This window comes from Brevundimonas sp., assembly GCF_051860745.1.
Lineage (GTDB): Bacteria > Pseudomonadota > Alphaproteobacteria > Caulobacterales > Caulobacteraceae > Brevundimonas.
The window spans coordinates 1-17850 of record NZ_JBHYDN010000022.1; the positions used below are offsets into that span (position 1 = coordinate 1).

General features: G+C 67.9%; 20 protein-coding genes. 4 read left to right on the plus strand and 16 right to left on the minus strand.

Translation table 11 applies throughout. The features are described 5' to 3' along the window. Positions 1-131: 131 nt before the first annotated feature. The gene (locus tag ACTIEW_RS15160; RefSeq protein WP_439478735.1) at positions 132-947 is read right to left on the minus strand and encodes a polysaccharide deacetylase family protein; all 816 of its coding nucleotides are present in this window, start codon (positions 945-947) and stop codon (positions 132-134) included. Positions 948-1033: 86 nt separating this feature from the next. Then, complete coding sequence (locus tag ACTIEW_RS15165) at positions 1034-1327, minus strand: hypothetical protein (RefSeq protein WP_439478736.1); 294 nt, start codon at positions 1325-1327, stop codon at positions 1034-1036. Positions 1328-1632: 305 nt separating this feature from the next. Between ACTIEW_RS15165 and ACTIEW_RS15170 the strand changes: the two genes are divergently transcribed. The 3 genes from ACTIEW_RS15170 (at position 1633) to ACTIEW_RS15180 (ending at position 5265) form a co-directional block, all read left to right on the plus strand. Beyond that, positions 1633-3237, plus strand: a complete 1605-nt coding sequence (locus ACTIEW_RS15170) for a DEAD/DEAH box helicase (RefSeq protein WP_439478737.1) — start codon at positions 1633-1635, stop codon at positions 3235-3237. A gap of 109 nt (positions 3238-3346) precedes the next feature. Beyond that, complete coding sequence (locus ACTIEW_RS15175) at positions 3347-4402, plus strand: GGDEF domain-containing protein (RefSeq protein ID WP_439478738.1); 1056 nt, start codon at positions 3347-3349, stop codon at positions 4400-4402. Positions 4403-4440: 38 nt separating this feature from the next. Further along, positions 4441-5265 (plus strand): lysophospholipid acyltransferase family protein, encoded by an 825-nt coding sequence (locus ACTIEW_RS15180; RefSeq protein WP_439478739.1) that lies wholly within the window; start codon positions 4441-4443, stop codon positions 5263-5265. A gap of 183 nt (positions 5266-5448) precedes the next feature. Here the strand turns inward: ACTIEW_RS15180 and ACTIEW_RS15185 are convergent, their stop codons facing one another. The 12 genes from ACTIEW_RS15185 to ACTIEW_RS15240 all read right to left on the minus strand — a co-directional run bounded on the left by ACTIEW_RS15185 (position 5449) and on the right by ACTIEW_RS15240 (position 15212). Beyond that, positions 5449-6255, minus strand: a complete 807-nt coding sequence (locus ACTIEW_RS15185; protein ID WP_439478740.1) for a MetQ/NlpA family ABC transporter substrate-binding protein — start codon at positions 6253-6255, stop codon at positions 5449-5451. Positions 6256-6276: 21 nt separating this feature from the next. Then, the gene (locus ACTIEW_RS15190) at positions 6277-6942 is read right to left on the minus strand and encodes a methionine ABC transporter permease (protein WP_439478741.1); all 666 of its coding nucleotides are present in this window, start codon (positions 6940-6942) and stop codon (positions 6277-6279) included. Next, entirely contained in the window at positions 6942-7943 is a 1002-nt protein-coding gene (locus ACTIEW_RS15195) for a methionine ABC transporter ATP-binding protein (protein WP_439478742.1), read from the minus strand. Before ACTIEW_RS15195 ends, ACTIEW_RS15190 begins: the two co-directional genes overlap by 1 nt. Next, complete coding sequence (locus tag ACTIEW_RS15200; protein ID WP_439478743.1) at positions 7943-8341, minus strand: HesB/IscA family protein; 399 nt, start codon at positions 8339-8341, stop codon at positions 7943-7945. The genes ACTIEW_RS15195 and ACTIEW_RS15200 overlap by 1 nt, the downstream gene beginning before the upstream one ends. Positions 8342-8352: 11 nt before the next feature. Next, positions 8353-8760, minus strand: a complete 408-nt coding sequence (locus ACTIEW_RS15205) for an SUF system Fe-S cluster assembly protein (protein ID WP_439478744.1) — start codon at positions 8758-8760, stop codon at positions 8353-8355. Continuing rightward, the gene (locus tag ACTIEW_RS15210; protein WP_439478760.1) at positions 8757-9962 is read right to left on the minus strand and encodes a cysteine desulfurase; all 1206 of its coding nucleotides are present in this window, start codon (positions 9960-9962) and stop codon (positions 8757-8759) included. Before ACTIEW_RS15210 ends, ACTIEW_RS15205 begins: the two co-directional genes overlap by 4 nt. A gap of 179 nt (positions 9963-10141) precedes the next feature. After that, entirely contained in the window at positions 10142-11170 is a 1029-nt protein-coding gene (gene sufD, locus ACTIEW_RS15215) for a Fe-S cluster assembly protein SufD (RefSeq protein ID WP_439478745.1), read from the minus strand. Then, a complete protein-coding gene (sufC, locus tag ACTIEW_RS15220) occupies positions 11167-11916 on the minus strand; it encodes a Fe-S cluster assembly ATPase SufC (protein WP_439478746.1) in 750 nt (249 codons plus the stop codon). The genes sufD and sufC overlap by 4 nt, the downstream gene beginning before the upstream one ends. Then, complete coding sequence (locus ACTIEW_RS15225) at positions 11916-12107, minus strand: hypothetical protein (protein ID WP_439478747.1); 192 nt, start codon at positions 12105-12107, stop codon at positions 11916-11918. Before ACTIEW_RS15225 ends, sufC begins: the two co-directional genes overlap by 1 nt. A 29-nt stretch (positions 12108-12136) precedes the next feature. Next, positions 12137-13603, minus strand: coding sequence for a Fe-S cluster assembly protein SufB (gene sufB, locus ACTIEW_RS15230; RefSeq protein ID WP_439478748.1), 1467 nt, complete (start codon positions 13601-13603; stop codon positions 12137-12139). Then, on the minus strand, positions 13603-14742 hold the full coding sequence (locus tag ACTIEW_RS15235; RefSeq protein ID WP_439478749.1) for a cysteine desulfurase family protein: 1140 nt from the start codon (positions 14740-14742) through the stop codon (positions 13603-13605). The genes sufB and ACTIEW_RS15235 overlap by 1 nt, the downstream gene beginning before the upstream one ends. Next, entirely contained in the window at positions 14739-15212 is a 474-nt protein-coding gene (locus tag ACTIEW_RS15240; protein ID WP_439478750.1) for an Rrf2 family transcriptional regulator, read from the minus strand. Before ACTIEW_RS15240 ends, ACTIEW_RS15235 begins: the two co-directional genes overlap by 4 nt. A 170-nt stretch (positions 15213-15382) precedes the next feature. Here ACTIEW_RS15240 and ACTIEW_RS15245 point away from each other — a divergent pair, with 170 nt between their 5' ends. Beyond that, a complete protein-coding gene (locus ACTIEW_RS15245; protein ID WP_439478751.1) occupies positions 15383-16033 on the plus strand; it encodes an alpha/beta hydrolase in 651 nt (216 codons plus the stop codon). A gap of 59 nt (positions 16034-16092) precedes the next feature. Here the strand turns inward: ACTIEW_RS15245 and ACTIEW_RS15250 are convergent, their stop codons facing one another. Both ACTIEW_RS15250 and ACTIEW_RS15255 read right to left on the minus strand, forming a co-directional pair. Further along, positions 16093-17295, minus strand: coding sequence for an exo-beta-N-acetylmuramidase NamZ family protein (locus ACTIEW_RS15250; RefSeq protein ID WP_439478752.1), 1203 nt, complete (start codon positions 17293-17295; stop codon positions 16093-16095). Further along, positions 17292-17828: a DOMON-like domain-containing protein gene (locus ACTIEW_RS15255; protein ID WP_439478753.1), complete on the minus strand. Its 537-nt coding sequence runs from the start codon at positions 17826-17828 to the stop codon at positions 17292-17294. Before ACTIEW_RS15255 ends, ACTIEW_RS15250 begins: the two co-directional genes overlap by 4 nt. Positions 17829-17850: the final 22 nt, after the last annotated feature.

Genomic DNA, 17850 nt, shown 5'->3' on the forward strand with positions numbered 1-17850 from the left:
TGTAGCTCAGTTGGTTAGAGTGCCGGCCTGTCACGCCGGAGGTCGCGGGTTCGAGTCCCGTCACTCGCGCCATTCCCTTTGAAATCGAAATCAGGGAATGGCGCGCCGCCGCCGGTGTGAACCGGCTCTCCTCACCGCAGCGTCAGCACCGCATCCTCAGCCTCCAGCGCCTGTGCGCGCCCTTCCGGCCCCGCCGTGATCTGGATGAAGGTAAAGCCCCGCGCGGTCAGTTCGTCCAGCAGACCCGGCAGGGCCTGGACCATCTGCGGCCGGGTCTCGTGCAGGATCAGCACCCCGCCACGGTTGCTCTCCATCGCGTTCAGGGTGATCCGGGTGATCGATTCGGCGGAATAGCCGCGCCAGTCGTCGGTGCCGGCCTCGGCCGAGACGACGATGATCCCGCGCTGGTTCAGCCAGTCCGCCAGATACGCCCCCTCGCCCAGGCCCGGAAAGCGGAACATCGGCTCCAGCCGGGCGCGCTCCTCGGGCGGGGCGTCGGCCAGGGCGGCCTCGAGGGCGGCATAGCTCTTGCGGACCTCGCTGACCTGGGCCTCCCGGGCCCAGTAGCGGAGATAGGTCGGGTGCGACCAGCTGTGGCTGGCGACATTGTGGCCCCGGCGGACGACCTCGCGCACCTGTTCGGGATGCGCCCGCACATACTGCCCCACGAAGAAGAAGGTCGCCTTGATCCCGCGCTCGTCGAGGATGTCCAGCACCCGGCTGTTGTACTGCGGGCTGGGGCCGTCATCGAAGGTCAGGGCGATCGCCTTGGGCGGCAGCGGCGTCCGGACGTGCTGGATCGAACCATACCTCCCCGGCAGGGTCAGGACAGCCTGACCCGCCTGTGCGGTCGCTACGGCGAAATAGGGAACCTCACTGCCCTCGGCCGGCGCGCGAGGCAGCCACACGGCGAAGGCGGCCGTCAGGGCGATCAGGAACAGACGCACACACCCTCCCCCGAGGCTTCAAGCCCGCACGCTACCCCTGCAACGCCGTCCAGCGAGCGAGCGCAACCCGTGGGGGAGATTGGATATTACGGGTTCCGGCCCGCGACCAGAATGTTCTGGACCCGGCGGCCCAGGGGATCGCGGGACTGCCAAGTCTGGCCGACCTCGGCCTCGACCATCTGGGTGCAGAAGCGAGGGACCAGCATATAGGGCCGCATATTGGTCAGACAGACCCGTTCGCCGGCGACCGACCAGCGCGCCGCCAGCCGACGCCCATCGGAAAACTGGGCCGCGTAGGTGCCGTCCGGATTGAACCAGTGCTTGACCCAGCCACCATCCGGGTAACGCGACACGACTGTATTGCCGAAAACGGAATTCATTTCGGCCCGACCCGGGCCCGCAGCCAGACATGCGACTGTCAGTGTCGCGACAGCAAGCGTTCGCAGCATTCCAGCACCCCTGTTCAGCCCTTCCCGACGCCGACTATTAACAATCGGTTAGGGAAAGCCAAGCCCCGACTCCCGGCACACGAATAGTTGACTCTGGCGTGGGGGCTTCTATATGCGGCGCACGTTCGGGACAGGACTGGCGAATCCGCGCCGCCCGCTCGCCCAGAGACAGGGCGGTTCCGCGACATCGCACGACGGCCCGATGCGCGGGCCGTCCTTACCAGTCCCAAGGACCCATGACCGAATTCTCCCAGCTGGGCCTCTCGGCCACGACTCTCAAGGCCGTCGCCGACACCGGCTACACCACCGCCACCCCAATTCAGGCCTCGGCCATCCCGGTCGCCCTCGCCGGCCGCGACGTGCTCGGCATCGCCCAGACCGGCACCGGCAAGACCGCCGCCTTCACCCTGCCGATGATCGACCGGCTGTCGTCCGGCCGGGCCAAGGCCCGCATGCCGCGCGCCCTCGTGCTGGCCCCGACCCGCGAACTGGCCGACCAGGTCGCCTCGTCGTTCGAGAAATACGCCAAGGGCACCAAGCTGAGCTGGGCCCTGCTGATCGGCGGCGTCTCGATGGGCGATCAGGTGACCCTGCTGAACAAGGGCGTCGACGTCCTGATCGCCACCCCGGGCCGTCTGCTGGACCTGTTCGAGCGCGGCAAGGTCATGCTCAACGGCGTTGAGATCATGGTCATCGACGAAGCCGACCGCATGCTGGACATGGGCTTCATCCCCGATATCGAGCGCATCTTCAAACTGACGCCGCCGCGCCGCCAGACCCTGTTCTTCTCGGCCACCATGCCGCCCGAGATCACCCGGCTGACGACCCAGTTCCTCAAGGACCCGACCCGGCTGGAGGCCTCGCGCCCGGCCATGACGGCCGAGACCATCACCCAGTATCTGGTCCGCATCCCCTCCAGCGATCCCAAGGCCAAGCGCGCCGCCCTGCGCGCCCTGATCGGCCGCGCCGACGTCAAGAACGGCATCGTCTTCTGCAATCGCAAATCCGAAGTCGATGTCGTCGCCAAGTCGCTGAAACAGCACGGCTTCGACGCCGCGCCGATCCACGGCGACCTCGACCAGTCGCTGCGCATGAAGACCTTGGCCGCCTTCCGCTCGGGCGAACTCAAGCTGCTGGTGGCCTCCGACGTCGCCGCGCGCGGCCTCGACATTCCCGACGTCAGCCACGTCTTCAACTACGACGTCTCGCACCACGCCGACGACTATGTGCACCGCATCGGCCGCACAGGCCGCGCCGGCAAGACGGGCCAGACCTTCATGATCGTGACCCCGGCGGATGACCGGTCGCTCGACAAGGTCCTGAAGCTGATCAAGATGGATCCCATCGAGCTGACCCTCGACGGCGTCGACTTCTCGCCCGGCCGGGAACAGCCGCGCCGCGACTCCGGTCGTCCCGAACGCGCGCCCGCCCGGGGCCGTGGCCGCGTTCCCCGCGAAACGCCGCAGGACGCGGCTGTCGAACCGTCAGAGGTTGTCGCCCCCGTCCCGACCGCAGAACCGGTGAAAACCGAAGCCGCGGTCGACGCGCCCGCGATCGATACCCCGACGACCGACGCGCCCAGGCCACGCCGGACCCGTAGTCGCCGCGGCGCCAGGCCCGCAGCGGCGGAGGCCGTTGAGGCCGCCGAAGCACCCGTCGCCGCTGTGGCCGCGATACCTGCGGCTCCTTCCCAGGACCGTCCTGTGCAGGAAACCCACCTGCGACAGTCGGACCGTCGTGGCGACAATGCGAGCCCTGAGCCGCAACGCTCGAACGGCCGTCCGTTCGGCGAAGGCGATGTTCCCGCCTTCCTGCGCCGCCCCGTCTCCCTCAAGAGTTGAAAAAACTCCCAATTCGGCGGTCAGCGAACCGGATTTAACCCGTCGTTACGGAACCGCGCATAGCGTTACCGGAAATCGGTCGCTTTGGGCGGTCCGGCGGGGAATTCGTATGGCGGCCGAGCTCGAAACCACTCTTCGGGGACCTGAAGCCTACGGTCTGGCGCGCCGGGTCATCGAGGCGATGGAGTCAGCGGGCGTCTGGCCGACGCCGCTGAATTTCGAAATCTGGGTCCATTACCTCGGCGACCCTGAAGGGCCGCTGGGCCGTGAGATCAAGCGCATCCTGGCGGCGTCCGAGCCGTTCACCGAGGCGACGGCTGACATGCTGGCCGCCGAGTATCTGCCGCGTGGGCGGCTGACCGAAGAGATTCGCGACGCCGGTCGCGTACTGGACCGTGAACTGTCCAGCGTGTCCGAGGCCATCTCGAAGGCCCACAAGACGCAGGCCGCCTACGGCCAGACCCTCGACAAGGCCGCGACCAGCATCGAGACCGCCGGCGACGGAGCGGGACTTCAGGCCATCGTCTCCGGCCTGACCTCGGCCACCCGCAAGGTCCAGCGCGAGAACGAGACGCTGGAGAAGCGGCTGGACGCCTCGACCCGCGAGGTCGCCCGGCTGCGCGAACACCTCGAACAGGTGCGTCGCGACGCCATGACTGACGCCCTGACCAATCTGGCCAATCGCAAGGCGTTCGACGAACATCTGGAAACAGCCTGCGCCCAGGCCGAGGCCGGCGGCGGCGCCCTGACCCTTGCCGTGCTCGATATCGACCACTTCAAGCGGTTCAACGACACCTGGGGGCACCAGACCGGCGACCAGGTGCTGCGCTATGTGGCCAGCGTCATGGGCCGCGTGGCCAAGGCGCCCCGCATCGCCGCCCGATACGGGGGCGAGGAGTTCGCCATGATCTTCCCCGAAGAGAACCTGGCCCAGGTGGAGAACGCCCTGGAGGCCATCCGCAAGGAAATCGCCTCCCGCTCGCTGCGCCGCCGCTCAACGGACGACGAACTGGGGGCGGTGACCCTGTCGGCCGGCTTCGCGCAACGGCGGCCGGGCGAGACCGCCTCCTCCCTGCTCGATCGCGCCGACACCGCCCTCTATGCGTCCAAACACGCCGGCCGGAACCGCGTCACCAGCGCTGACCGGCTCGACAAGGCGGCCTGAAGCCTTTCACCCGAACCGTTTCACGTCATAGTGGACCGATGCGCAGCTTCGCCTTCAACGTCGCCTATTGGCTCCTGTCGATCGTCTATACCTCGGCCGCGGCGTTCGCGGCCCTGACGCCCGGCCGGGGCGCGACGACCTGGGTCATCCGCCGCTATGTGAAGCGGATGGTGCAGGCCATGCGGGTGTTCGCCGGCATCCGGATCGAGGCGCGCGGCCGCGAGCGGCTGCCCGTCGGCGCCTTCATCATCGCCTCCAAACACCAGAGCTGGGGCGACGGTTTCGCGACCTACGACCAATTCGACGACCTGGCCTTCGTCACCGGCGATCATCTGGAGAAGTTTCCGCTGCTCGGCACGGTGCTGCGCAAGCTGGGAGCCATCGTCGTCAACAATTGCGGTGGCCGCGAAGCCCGCGAGGCGCTGAAACACCGGTCCGCCGACGCCCATGCAGCGGGCCGCAAGATCCTGATCTACCCCGAGGGCAATCTGGCCAGGGTGGGCGAGAAATTCCGCTACCGCTCGGGCGTCTGGCACATGTATCGCGACTTCGACATGCCGGTGGTGCCGCTGGCCACCAACCTCGGCCTGTTCTGGCCGCAGGAGGAATTTCGCAAGAACCCTGGGACCGCGACGCTGGAGTTCCTCGACCCTATTCCGACAGGGTTGGGCAAGGAGGAGTTTCTGGCCCGGCTGGAAGCCGCCGTTGAGGGCAAGACCGCGGAACTGATCGCCGAGGCGAGCGGGCAGCCTGTCACGCCCGCGGTCTCGGTTCTGGCCCCGGACGAGGTGGCCAAGGCGAACATCAGCGCGTTGACACCCGACGCCTCGTCAACCCGAGACGGATCAGGTCGAACAGGATGAAGCCGATCGCCAGGCCCAAAGCCTGCGGCCACCAATCGCCGGGACTGTCGCCGTTCCAGGAACGAAATAGAGCGACGAGGGACGCCGCGACACTCGCGCGCGCGACGGAAATCATCAGGCTCCGTTTCGGCATGCCACACCTCCCCAATCGCCCACCAAGGGTATGTGGAATCAACCAGCGGTTCAAGCCGCCGGAATCACCGCCCCATCGTATTTCTGCGCGATGAAGTCCTTGACCGCCTGGCTGCGCAGCATGGCCGCGAGGGCGACAATGCGCGGATCAGTCCGGTTGTCCGGCCGCGCCACCAGGTAGTTCACATAGGGGCTGTCGGCGCCTTCCAGCATCAGGGCGTCGGTGCGTGGCTTCAGCCCGGCGTCGAGCGCATAGTTGGTGTTGATCACCGCCATATCGACCTGATCGAGCACCCGCGGCAGGGTCGCCGACTCCAGCTCGCGGAAGCGCAGGTTCTTCGGATTTTCCACGATGTCCCGCAGCGTCTGCAACGGATTGACCGGGTCCCTCAGCCGCACCAGCCCGGCCTTCTGCAGCAGGATCAGCGACCGCCCGATCGAGGAGGCGTCATTGGGCACCGCCACCTCCGCCCCGTCCGGCAGCTCGGCCAGCGTACGGAAGCGGCGCGAATAGGCCCCCAGCGGCTCGACATGCACCCCCGCCACCGTGATCAGGTCCGCACCGCGCGAGGCGTTGAACTCGTCCAGATAGGGCTTGGTCTGGAAATAGTTCACATCCAGCCGGCCCTCGGCCAGCTGGGTGTTCGGCTGAACATAGTCGTTGAACACCTTGATTTCGATCTGGACTCCCTCAGCCGCCAGCAGCGGCTTGATATGTTCCAGTATCTCGGCGTGCGGCACGGCGGTCGCGCCGACGATCAGTGGTCCTGTGGCGCCTGCGGTCTTGTCCGCCCCCTGTCCGCAGGCGGCGAGCGCCGTCGCGGCGGCGGCGAGGGTCAGGAGCGAGCGGCGGTTCATGGCGGGCCTTTCGGGAAACGATCAACGGTGAGAAACGGCGGTGACCAGCCGGTCGCCGAGCATCTGGAGGACCTGCACCAACAGGAGCAGCAGCACGACGGTCACGACCATGACATCGGTCTGGAATCGCTGATAGCCGAAGCGGATGGCCAGGTCGCCCAGCCCGCCCGCGCCGACCACCCCCGCCATGGCGGTGTAGCTGACCAGGGCGATGGCGGTCACCGTCGCGCCGGCGAGGATGCCGGGCATGGCCTCTGGCAGCAGGGCGCGGGTGACGATCTGGAAGGTCGAGCCGCCCATGGCCTGGGTCGCCTCGACCACCCCCTTGTCGACCTCGCGCAGGGCCGTCTCGACCAGACGGGCGTAGAAGGGCGCGGCGCCGACGACCAGCGGCGGGATCGCTCCAGCCACGCCCAGCGACGTCCCGACCAGCAGCACCGTCACCGGCAGCATGACGATCAGCAGGATGATGAAGGGCACCGACCGCAGGATGTTGACGATCAGCGACAGCACCGCATTCACGACCGGATTGGCCGCCAGCCGCCCCTTGCCGGACAGGTACAACAGCACCCCCAGCGGAATGCCGAACAGAACGGTCAGCGCCATCGACCCGCCGAGCATCAGCAGGGTGTCGCGGCTCGCTCGCGCGATCTCTGGCCAGTCCACATTGGCGAAGAAGCCGTCCATCAAACCTCCTCCCCCACGTCCTCAACGGCGACGCCGCGCGCCGTCAGCTGGGCCACAGCCGCCTCTGCGTCGCCGCCGGTGAAGGCCACGACCAGCTGGCCGTAGGGCTCGCCGCGGATGCGGCTGATGCGGCCCGACAGGATCGAATAGTCGACGCCCACCGAGCGCGCGACGCGGCTCAGCTCGGGCTCATAGGTCGAGCCGCCGCGGAAGGTCAGCTTCGCCAGCCGACCGCCGGGCGGCACGTCGGCGGTCTCGAACCCTTCCTCGCCCTCGGCCAGCATGGCCCGGGTCGCGGCGTGTTGCGGGTGCAGGAAGACGTCGGCCGTCGCCCCCTCCTCCACCACCCGCCCGTCCTTCAGCACCGCCACCCGGTCGCAGACGCGGCGCACCACCTCCATCTGGTGGGTGATCAGCACGATGGTCAGCTTCAGGTCCCGGTTCAGCTGGTCCAGCAGGGTCAGGATCTCATCAGTCGTCTCGGGGTCCAGGGCGCTGGTCGCCTCGTCGCACAGCAGCACGCCGGGCTCGCAGGCCAGGGCCCGGGCGATCCCCACCCGCTGCTTCTGCCCGCCCGACAGCTGCGCCGGATGTTTCTTCGCATGCTCCGACAGGCCCAACTGCTCCAGCAGGTCCGCGACCCGGCGATCGACGTCCGCCGCCGCCCGGCCCTCGAGCCGCAGCGGGAAGGCGACGTTCTCGGCCACCGTCCTGGCGTTCAGCAGGTTGAAATGCTGGAAGATCATACCGATCCGGCGGCGCGCGGCGCGCAGCTCGGCCGGCGGCAGCGTCGTCATCTCGCGCCCATCGACGGTCACCCGCCCCGCGTCCGGCCGCTCAAGCAGGTTGATGGTCCGGATCAGGGTCGACTTGCCCGCGCCCGAGCGACCGACCACGCCGAACACCTGACCCGCCGCGACGGTCAGATCGACCGCGTCCAGCGCCACGCGCTCGCCCGCCGCGCTCCGGAAGCGCTTGGTGACCCCGTCCAGCCGGATCATCAGTCGGCTTCCAGCGCCTTCGCGGGAATGATGGTGACGCTCTCGCCGCAGCCGCAGGCGTCGGTCTGGTTCGGATTCCGGAAGACGAATTTCGACGACAGTTTCGTCGTCTCGTAGTCGATCTCCGACCCGATCAGGAACAGGATCGCCTTGGGGTCGATCAGGATGGTGACCCCCTTGTCCTCGACCACCTCGTCCAGCGGTTCGATCGTCTCGGCATAGGCGAAGGTGTATTCCTGTCCCGCGCAGCCGCCGTTCTTCACCCCGACGCGCAGGGCGACATAGGGCTTCTCAGCCTTGGCCATGATGTCGCGCACCCGTTCGGCCGCGGCGTCCGTCAGGCTGACCGCCTTGGGGCGCGGGCGGCGGGGGCGGATCGTGGTCTGAAGCTCGGTCATCGGACGGTCCATCAGAACATGTTCAGGGCCAGTTTGGCCTCGTCGCTCATCTTCGACGCGTCCCAGGGGGGGTCGAAGGTCAGTTCCGCGCGCGCCGACCGGACGCCCTCGACCTTCTTCACCGCCTCCTCAACCCAGATCGGCATCTCGCCGGCCACGGGGCAGCCCGGCGCGGTCAGGGTCATCTCGACCACCACGTCGCGGTCGTCGGACAGGTCGACCTTGTAGATCAGTCCCAGTTCATAGATGTCGACCGGGATTTCCGGGTCGAACACCGACTTCAGCGCCTCGATGATGTCGTCCGTCATCCGGTCGATCTCGGCCTGGGCCAGGGCGTCCTTCTGTGGCGCGTCCCAGGCTTCGGCGAAGGCGGCGCTGTCGGCGGCCGGATGGGGCGATTGGGTCGTCTGGTCGCTCATGCGAAAAACTCACGGGCCTTGATCAGGGCGGCGGCGAAGGCGTCGACGTCCTCTGTCGTATTATATAGGGCGAAGCTGGCGCGGGCGCTCGACGTCAGGCCAAATCGCTTCGCCAGCGGCTCGGCGCAGTGCAGGCCGGCGCGCACGGCGACGCCATAGCGGTCCATCACCTGGGCGATGTCATGGGCGTGGGCGCCGTCGACGGTGAAGGTGAAAATCGCCCCCTTCCCCTCCGCCGTGCCGATCTCGGTCAGCCAGTTCAGGCCCGCAAGTCGCGCCCGCACCCGATCCATCAGGGCCTGCTCATGAGCCCGGATCGCGGCGCCGTCGAACGACCGCAGCCACTCGATCGCGGCGCCCAGTCCGATGGCCTCGAGGATCGGCGGAGTCCCCGCCTCGAACCGGTGCGGCGGCTTCGCATATGTGATCCGGTCCATCTCGACCGTCTCGATCATCTCGCCCCCGCCCTGATATGGCGGCAAGGCCTCCAGCGCCTCGGCCGTCCCGTACAGGGCGCCGATCCCGGTCGGACCGAAGAGCTTGTGGCCGGTGAAGACATAGAAGTCGCAGCCGATGGCCTGCACGTCCGGCGCGGCGTGCACCGCGCCCTGACAGCCGTCGATCAGAACCTGCGCCCCGACCGCGTGGGCCATCTCGGTGATCGCCTTTGCCGGATTGATCGTGCCCAACACATTGGACATGTGGGTCACCGCGACGATCTTCGTCCGCGGCCCCAGCAGGTCGGCATAGGCCGCCATGTCCAGCGAGCCGTCGTCCAGCACCGGGATCCATTTCAGCACGACCCCGCGCCGCTCGCGCAGCATGTGCCAGGGCACGATGTTGGAGTGGTGCTCCATCTGGCTGACGATGATCTCGTCGCCCGGCTGGAGGGAGTGGCCGATCCCGGCCGCGACCAGATTGATCGCCTCGGTCCCCCCCTTGGTCCAGACGATGTTCGAGGCGGCCGGCGCGTTCAGAAACCGCGCCACGCTCTCGCGCGCCGCCTCGAACGCCTCGGTCGTCTCATTGGCCAGGGTGTGCAGGCCGCGGTGGACGTTGGCGTAACTGCCCTCCATCGCCAGCACCATGGCGTCGATCACCGCCCGCGGCTTCTGCGCCGAGGCGGCCGAGTCCAGATAGACCAGCGGCTTGCCGTTCACCTGCCGCGACAGGATCGGGAACTGTGCACGGGCGGCGTACACATCAAAGCCCTCCCCCTCGACGGGGGAGGGTTGGGTGGGGGTGTTCGCACCGGCGGCGCCGGATCGAGCGCGAGAGGCGGCATCGACGCCTGCCGCGCCATTCCCGGTCAGGTCCGCGCGCACACCCCCATCCCTGGCCCTTCCCCCCTCGAGGGGGAAGGGAGAATTTGGCGGGGCGCTCAAAGCCTCTCCTCCAACCAAGTGCGCACCACCTCCCGCGCGCCCTCGTGTTCGATCCGGTCGACCACCTCGATCAGGAAGGCCTGCGTCAGCAACGCCCGCGCCTCGTCGGCCAGGAGGCCGCGCTGCTGCATGTAGAACAGCGCCGCCTCGTCCAGATTTCCGACCGTATTGCCGTGCGCGCACTGCACGTCGTCGGCGTAGATCTCCAGCTCCGGCTTGGCGTCGACCTCGGCCCGCTCGCCAAGGATCAGGGCGTGGTGGCCCATGCGCGCATCCGTCCCGTCGGCCCCGCGCTCGACGACGATCTTGCCCTGGAACACGCCGCGGGCGGTGTCGCGCACCACGCCCTTGGTCAACTGGCTGGTGACCCCGTTCGCGGCCACGTGATCGACCACCGAGGTCAGGTCGGCCTGCCGCTCGCCCGACAGCACATAGACCCCGTCCAGCCGCACGTCGGCGCCCTGCGCCCGGTGCGTCACCTGGGTCTCCAGCCGTTGCAGCTTCGCGCCGGTCGTCAGGATCGTCTGGCGATAGACGCCGCCCGCCTCGACCCGCACCTGGGCCTGGGTGATCGAGACCGCGTCCGCCGGTTCGTCGGTCAGAACCACCCGGGTCACCTCGGCGCCGCGCGCCACGTCCAGCTCCAGCCGGTTGTGCGCCACATAGGCCGAGCCGTGGCCCTCATGGGTTTCCAGCAGCAGCAGCTTCGCCCCCGCCCGAGCCGAAACGCGGGCGGTCAGGGCATGGCCCGTACCCTCCGCCCGGGAGATCAGGCGCAGCCGCACGGTCCTGTCCCCGCTGACCATCAGCTGGGTCTCGTTCACGGCCCGGCCGTTGACGAACACCATGGCCTCGCCGCCCAGCGCCTCGAACGGTCCACCCCCGACCAGCGGCACCGCCGCCGATGGCGAGGCCGCCGGGGCCTCGCGCAGATGCCGGCGCAGGTCCGAATATTTCCACGCCTCGACTCGGCGCGAGGGGAAGCTGGACGCGTCCTTCAGATCGATCAGCGGAAGGGCGTTCACGCCGCCTCCATCGCGTACTTGTCGTAGCCCTCGGCCTCGAGCTGATGCGCCAGCTCCGGCCCGCCGGACGCCACGATCCGCCCGCCGGCCAGCACATGCACCCGGTCCGGCTGGATATAGTCCAGCAGGCGCTGATAGTGGGTGATCACCAGCATGGCCCGCTCCGGCGAACGCATCGCATTGACCCCCTCGGCCACGATCCGCAGGGCATCGATGTCGAGGCCCGAATCCGTCTCGTCGAGGATCAGCAGCGACGGCTCCAGCAGGGCCATCTGCAGGATCTCCATCCGCTTCTTCTCGCCGCCCGAAAAGCCGACGTTGAGCGGCCGCTTCAGCATGTCGAAATCCATCTTCAGCGCCGTCGACGCCGCCCGGACCAGCTTCAGGAAGCCGGGGGCCGAGACCTCCTCCTCGCCGCGCGCGCGCTTCTGGGCGTTCAGCGCCGTGCGCACGAAGGTCAGGGCGGGGACGCCGGGAATCTCGATCGGATACTGGAACGACAGAAAGACGCCCTTCGCCGCCCTCTCGGCGGGCTCCAGCGCCAGCAGGTCCTCGCCCTTCCACGACACGCCGCCCTGCGTCGCCTCATAGCCCGGCCGTCCGGCCACGGCGTAGCCCAGCGTCGACTTGCCGGCCCCGTTCGGTCCCATGATGGCGTGCACCTCGCCCGCCGGAACGTCGAGCGTCAGCCCCTTGAGGATCGGCTTGTCGCCAACGGCGACGTGAAGGTTGGAGATGGAGAGCATCAGCGCTTTTCAGTCTTTGCGATTAGTGCGACGGCCATGCCCAGCATGACGTAAATGAGAAGGGTCAACGCCGCACCGGAGAGCCATTGCGGTTCGATGAGCGGATCGGAATCTGCAGCAACCCACAGTCCAAAAGCCGAAACGACCAGACCATAGGTAAGCCAGCCCATCGGATGGATTGGAACCGTCATCAGTCGGTCTCGCCGAAACCAAGACCTGCTCACCCCACGCTCCCTTCCAGACTGATCGCCACCAGCTTTTGCGCCTCGACGGCGAACTCCATGGGCAGCTTCTGCATCACGTCGCGGACGAAGCCGTTGACCAGCAGGGCCACCGCCTCCTCCTGCGAAAGCCCGCGCTGCTGGGCGTAAAACAGCTGGTCGTCCGACAGGCGCGTCGTCGTCGCCTCGTGCTCCAGCTGGGCCGAGCCGTTGCGGGCCTCGATATAGGGCACGGTGTGCGAGCCGCAGTCCTTGCCGATCAGCAGGCTGTCGCACTGGGTGAAGTTGCGCACGCCCGTCGCCTTCGGGTGCACCGAAACCAGCCCGCGATAGGTCGAGTCCGACTTGCCCGCCGAGACCGCCTTGGCGATGATCCGGCTCTTCGAATTCTTGCCCAGATGGATCATCTTGGTGCCGGTGTCGGCCTGCTGATGTCCGTTGGTGATGGCGATGGAATAGAATTCGCCCGAGCTCTCCTCGCCCTTGAGGATGCAGGACGGATATTTCCACGTCACCGCCGAGCCGGTCTCGACCTGGGTCCAGCTGACCTTCGACCGGTCGCCGCGGCAGTCGGCGCGCTTGGTGACGAAGTTGTAGATCCCGCCCTTGCCCTCGGCGTCGCCGGGGTACCAGTTCTGCACCGTCGAATATTTGATCTCGGCGTCGTCCAGCGCCACCAGTTCGACCACGGCCGCATGCAGCTGGTTCTCGTCGCGCATCGGCGCGGTGCAGCCCTCCAGATAGGAGCAGTAGCTGCCCTTGTCGGCGATGATCAGGGTGCGTTCGAACTGGCCCGTCTGGCTCGCATTGATGCGGAAATAGGTCGACAGCTCCATCGGGCAGCGCACGCCCGGCGGGATGTAGACGAACGATCCGTCCGAAAAGACCGCGCTGTTCAGGGCCGCGAAATAGTTGTCCGAGACCGGCACCACCGAACCCAGATATTGGCGCACCAGTTCAGGATGTTCGCGCAAGGCCTCGGAAATCGGCATAAAGATGATGCCGACCTTGGCCAGTTCCGCCTTGAAGGTGGTGACCACCGAGACGCTGTCGAATACCGCGTCCACGGCGTAGCGCGGCGCGCCCTCGACGCCCGCCAGCACCTCCTGCTCCTTCAGCGGAATGCCCAGCTTGGCGTAGATGGCGAGGATTTCCGGGTCGACCTCGTCCAGCGACTTCAGCCCCGCCTTCTCCTTCGGCGCGGCGTAGTAGAACAGGCTCTGGTAATCGACCGGCGTGTATCTCACCGACGCCCAGGTCGGCTCCTCCATCGCCAGCCAGCGCTCATAGGCGGCCAGACGCCATTCCAGCATCCACTCCGGTTCGCCCTTCTTCTCCGAAATGAACCGCACGATATCGGCGTTCAGCCCGCGCGGGGCGTATTCGGTGTCGATGTCCGAGGTGAAGCCGTGCTCGTACTTCTCCAGCGCGGCGACGGCGTCGATGGTCTTCTGGACAGCGGCCATCAGGCGTCAGCCCCGGCCCGCTCGGCCGCCCGCGCGCGTTGTTTGGCGTAGGCCTCGACCCAGGCGGCGGCGAACCGCTTCCAGTCGTCCTCGACCGTGCCCCAGCCGCCGGAAATACGGATGCCGCCCGTCGCCATGTCGATCCGGCCGGTAGCCACGATGGCCCGCGACGGCTTGGTCTTGCCCGAAGAACAGGCCGATCCGGCCGAAACCATCAGACCCATCAGGTCGAGGGTGATCAGCTGCTGCGGGCTTTCCCAGTCGGGCACGGCCATGAACAGGGTGTTGGGCAGCCGCTCGGCCCCCTCGCCAATGACGGTCGCCCCGGCCGCCTTGACCACCGCCTCGGCCGCGTCGCGCCATGCGGCGTGCGACTGTACGGTTGGCAGGTCACGCGCGGCGCAGACGGCGGCGGCGCCGAAGCCGGTGATCCCCGGCACATTCTCCGTCCCGGCCCGCAGACCCCGCTCCTGCCCCGCCCCGTGCAGGATCCGCACCGCCTCCCGGCCCTCGCCAATCACCAGAGCCCCGACGCCCTGCGGCCCGCCCAGCTTGTGCGCGGACAGGGTCAGGCTGTCGGCCCGGAGCGTGAGGATATCGACCGGAATCTTGCCCGCCGACTGGATGGCGTCGACGTGCAGCCAGCCGCCGGCGGAGCGTACCAGCCTCGCCGCCTCGAGGATGGGCTGGATGACGCCGCTCTCGTTATTGGCGTGGTGGATGGCCACCACCGCGCGGCCCGGCTGTCCCAGCAGTTGCCGCAGCTTGTTCAGGTCCACGACGCCGCGCGCGTCGACGGACAGCATCTTCACCGGCTTGCCCGAGGCCGTCGCCGCCTCGGCCACGCAAGGATGCTCCGTCGCGCCGACGATCAGCCGCTCGCAGCCGGCCGCGATGGCGCTGGCCACCGCCTGGGCGTTCGCCTCGGTGCCGCCGCTGGAGAAGACCACCGCCGTCGGATCGGCCCCGACCAGATCGGCTACCTGCGCCCGCGCCGTTTCGACCCGCGCCCGCGCCCGCCGCCCGGCCGCATGTACAGCGTTGGGATTGCCGTTGTCGGCCAGGGCCTTGGCCATCAGGTCCTGAACCTCGGGACGGACCAGTCCCGAGGCATTGTAGTCCAGATAGACCCCGCTCACGCCGCCACCCCGACTTCCGCCGCGGTCGCCCGGCGCCGCGCGCCGGTGCGGTTCATCACCACATCCTCCAGCGACACTCCGGCGAGATAGCGGTGAATCTCGTCGCCGAGGTCCTCCCACAGATTGTGGGTGATGCAGCGCTCCCCGGCCATCATGCATCCCTTGGGTGACGAATGGCCGATGCAGCGGGTGGCGCGGATGGGTTCATCGACGGCCAGCACGATCTCGGCCACCACGGTCTGGTCGGCGCCCTTGGCCAGCCGATAGCCGCCGCCGGGACCACGCACGCTCTGCACCAGGCCGCTCTTGCGCAGGCGGGCGAACAACTGTTCCAGATAGCTCAGCGAAATCTCCTGACGCGCCGCGATCTCCGCCAGGGAGACAGCGCGAACCCCGCCCTCGCCCTGTCCGTTCCGGGCCAGATCGGCCATCGCCATCACAGCGTATCGGCCCTTGGTCGACAGGCGCATTGCGCTTCCTCAAAAATCGCGCGCTTTTCGAGGGTCCTGTGCTAGAACCCGCGCCTTCGCAAAGGCGTCGGCGCGCACGCGGGACTTAGAAAGTCCTACCGCTGCGGTCAAGTATTACGCAGGTGCGAAACGACAGTTGATCGCGGAATTCCCCAGAGCGTTGGATCCACATGCCTGAAGTCATCCTGCCCGGCGCCTCTGGCCGTATCGAAGGCCGCTACTCGCCGGGCAAGCGCCCGAACGCGCCAATCGCCCTGATTCTGCATCCGCACCCCAAGGCGAACGGGCATATGAACAACCCGGTCACCGTGACCCTGTACCAGCTGTTCCAGAAGCGCGGCTTCGCCACCCTGCGGTACAACAGCCGCGGCGTCGGCAAGTCGCAGGGCGAGTTCGACAGCGGCATCGGCGAGCTGGCCGACGCGGCCACCGCCCTCGACTGGCTGCAGACGCAAAACCCCGGCGCCTCCCAGACCTGGGTCGCCGGCTACCAGTTTGGTGCCTATATCGGCATGCAGCTGCTGATGCGCCGGCCCGAGACGGACGGCTTCATCTCCGTCTCGCCGCCCTCGAACATGTACGACTTCAGCTTCCTGGCCCCCTGCCCGGCCTCGGGCCTGTTCCTGCACGGCGCCAATGACACCGTCGTCCCGCCCGTCGAGGTCGAGCGCGTGGTCAACAAGCTGCGCACCCAGAAGGGCATCATCATCGACTATGAGCTGGAAGAGGGCGCGACCCATTTCTGGCAAGACCACATCGGCGCCGTCGAATCCCGTGTCGGCGCCTATCTGGACAAGCGCCTGACCGAAAAGCCGGCGTAGGGGCCACTTTCCGTTCCGCTCATCCCGGCGAAAGCCGGGATGAGCGGATATTTGATCCCTCAGTAGAGCAGGAACGGCTTCCGCTCTTCCACCCAAGCCGCCTCGTCCGGCAGGGTCAGCGCATCCAGATGGGCCGGCGTCGCCGCCGGGTCGTCGACCCATTCCCGCAGGGCCGGCCCGCCGTTGATCACATCGATGGCCAGCTTCCCGAACGCGTATTCATACGGGAAGTCCCGCCACAGATCGTAGTCGGGATACAGCCGCCGGATCGCCTTGAACGCCAGCGCCTGAACCCGCCACGGCCTGAACGCCGCATGGTCATAGGCCGGGTCGTCGACGTGCATCTGCACCCCGTTGCACAGCGTTCCGACATGCTTGTGGAAGGTCGGCTCGAACCAGCAGTCGCGCAGCCGGCATCCCTTCAGCCATTCCGGGGCCAGCGCCCGCATCTCCGCAATCACCGCCCGGGCGTCGATATCCGGCGCCCCGAACAGCTCCAGCGGCCGGGTCGTGCCGCGCCCCTCCGACAGGGTCGTGCCTTCCAGCATCACTGTCCCGGCATAGGCGCGCGCCATGGACAGGTTTGGCGCATTGGGGCTGGGGTTGATCCAGCTGCGCTCGCCCAGCGGCCAGCCGAAGCCCGGCGCCTGTTCCGGCGCCCAGCCCTGCATCTCGATGACGCGGTAGTCGACGTCCAGCTTGAACCGGTCAATGAACCACAGCCCCAGCTCGCCCAGCGTCATCCCGTGCCGCATCGGCATCGGCCCGGCCCCGACGAAACTCTCCCAGCCCGGCCGCAGCGTCAGCCCCTCGACCGGCCGTCCCGCCGGATTGGGCCGGTCCAGCACCCAGACCGTCTTGCCGTGCTCGGCCGCGGCTTCGAGCATATAGAGCAGGGTCGTGATGAAGGTGTAGATGCGGCAGCCCAGGTCCTGCATGTCGACCAGAATGACGTCGAACGTGCCCATCGCCTGGCCGGTCGGCCGCCGCACCTCGCCGTACAGGCTGAAGACGGGGATGCCATGGACCGGATCGGTGAAGTCCGGGCTCTCCATCATATTATCCTGCAGGTCACCCCGCATGCCGTGCTGGGGACCGAAGGCGGCGGTGACCTTCAGGTCCGGACAGGCCATCAGCGCATCCACCGAATGGGTCAGATCCGCCGTCACCGAGGCCGGATGCGCCAGCAGGGCCACGCGCTTGCCCTGCAACGCCGCCCGTAGCTCGGGCTCGGACAACAGGCGGTCGATGCCGAATTTCATGGGCGCTCCATGGCGGGCAGGTCGAAAGCGAAGGCGGCGGCATGATGGAAGTCCGGCTGGCCCGGCGGATGGGCCAGCGCCCACCACGCCTTGTCGCCGTCCGCGTCTTCGATGACAGCGGACAGCCCGAGTCGCCAGTCGGATCGCGCCAGTTCCGGCACGCCGCCGAGGTCGATCAGCGCCTCCAGTTCGTAGCGATCGGGATAGGCGCGGCTTTCGATCAGGGGCGGCGGCATTGCGAGGTTCGCCATACCCTCGCGATATCCGTCAAAGCGATAGGCCGCCCACCGGGTCGACGGGGACAGGTTGATCTCACAATAGGCGTCGCCCGACGGCGTCCGGATGAAGGCTTCAAGGCAGGTGTGCCGCCACAGGCCATCCACCCGGCTTGAGTCCGCGATCGGCGGCAGGCGCAGCTCGTCAGCCGGGGCGTGGATCACATACCGCAGGGCGAGACGGCCATGCTGCGGACGCCACGCGGTCGCCTCGACGCGGGACGCCGCCTCTCCGGCGGAGTCGGCGTGGCGCCGCAAAGACAGTCGCTGTCCGGGCGTT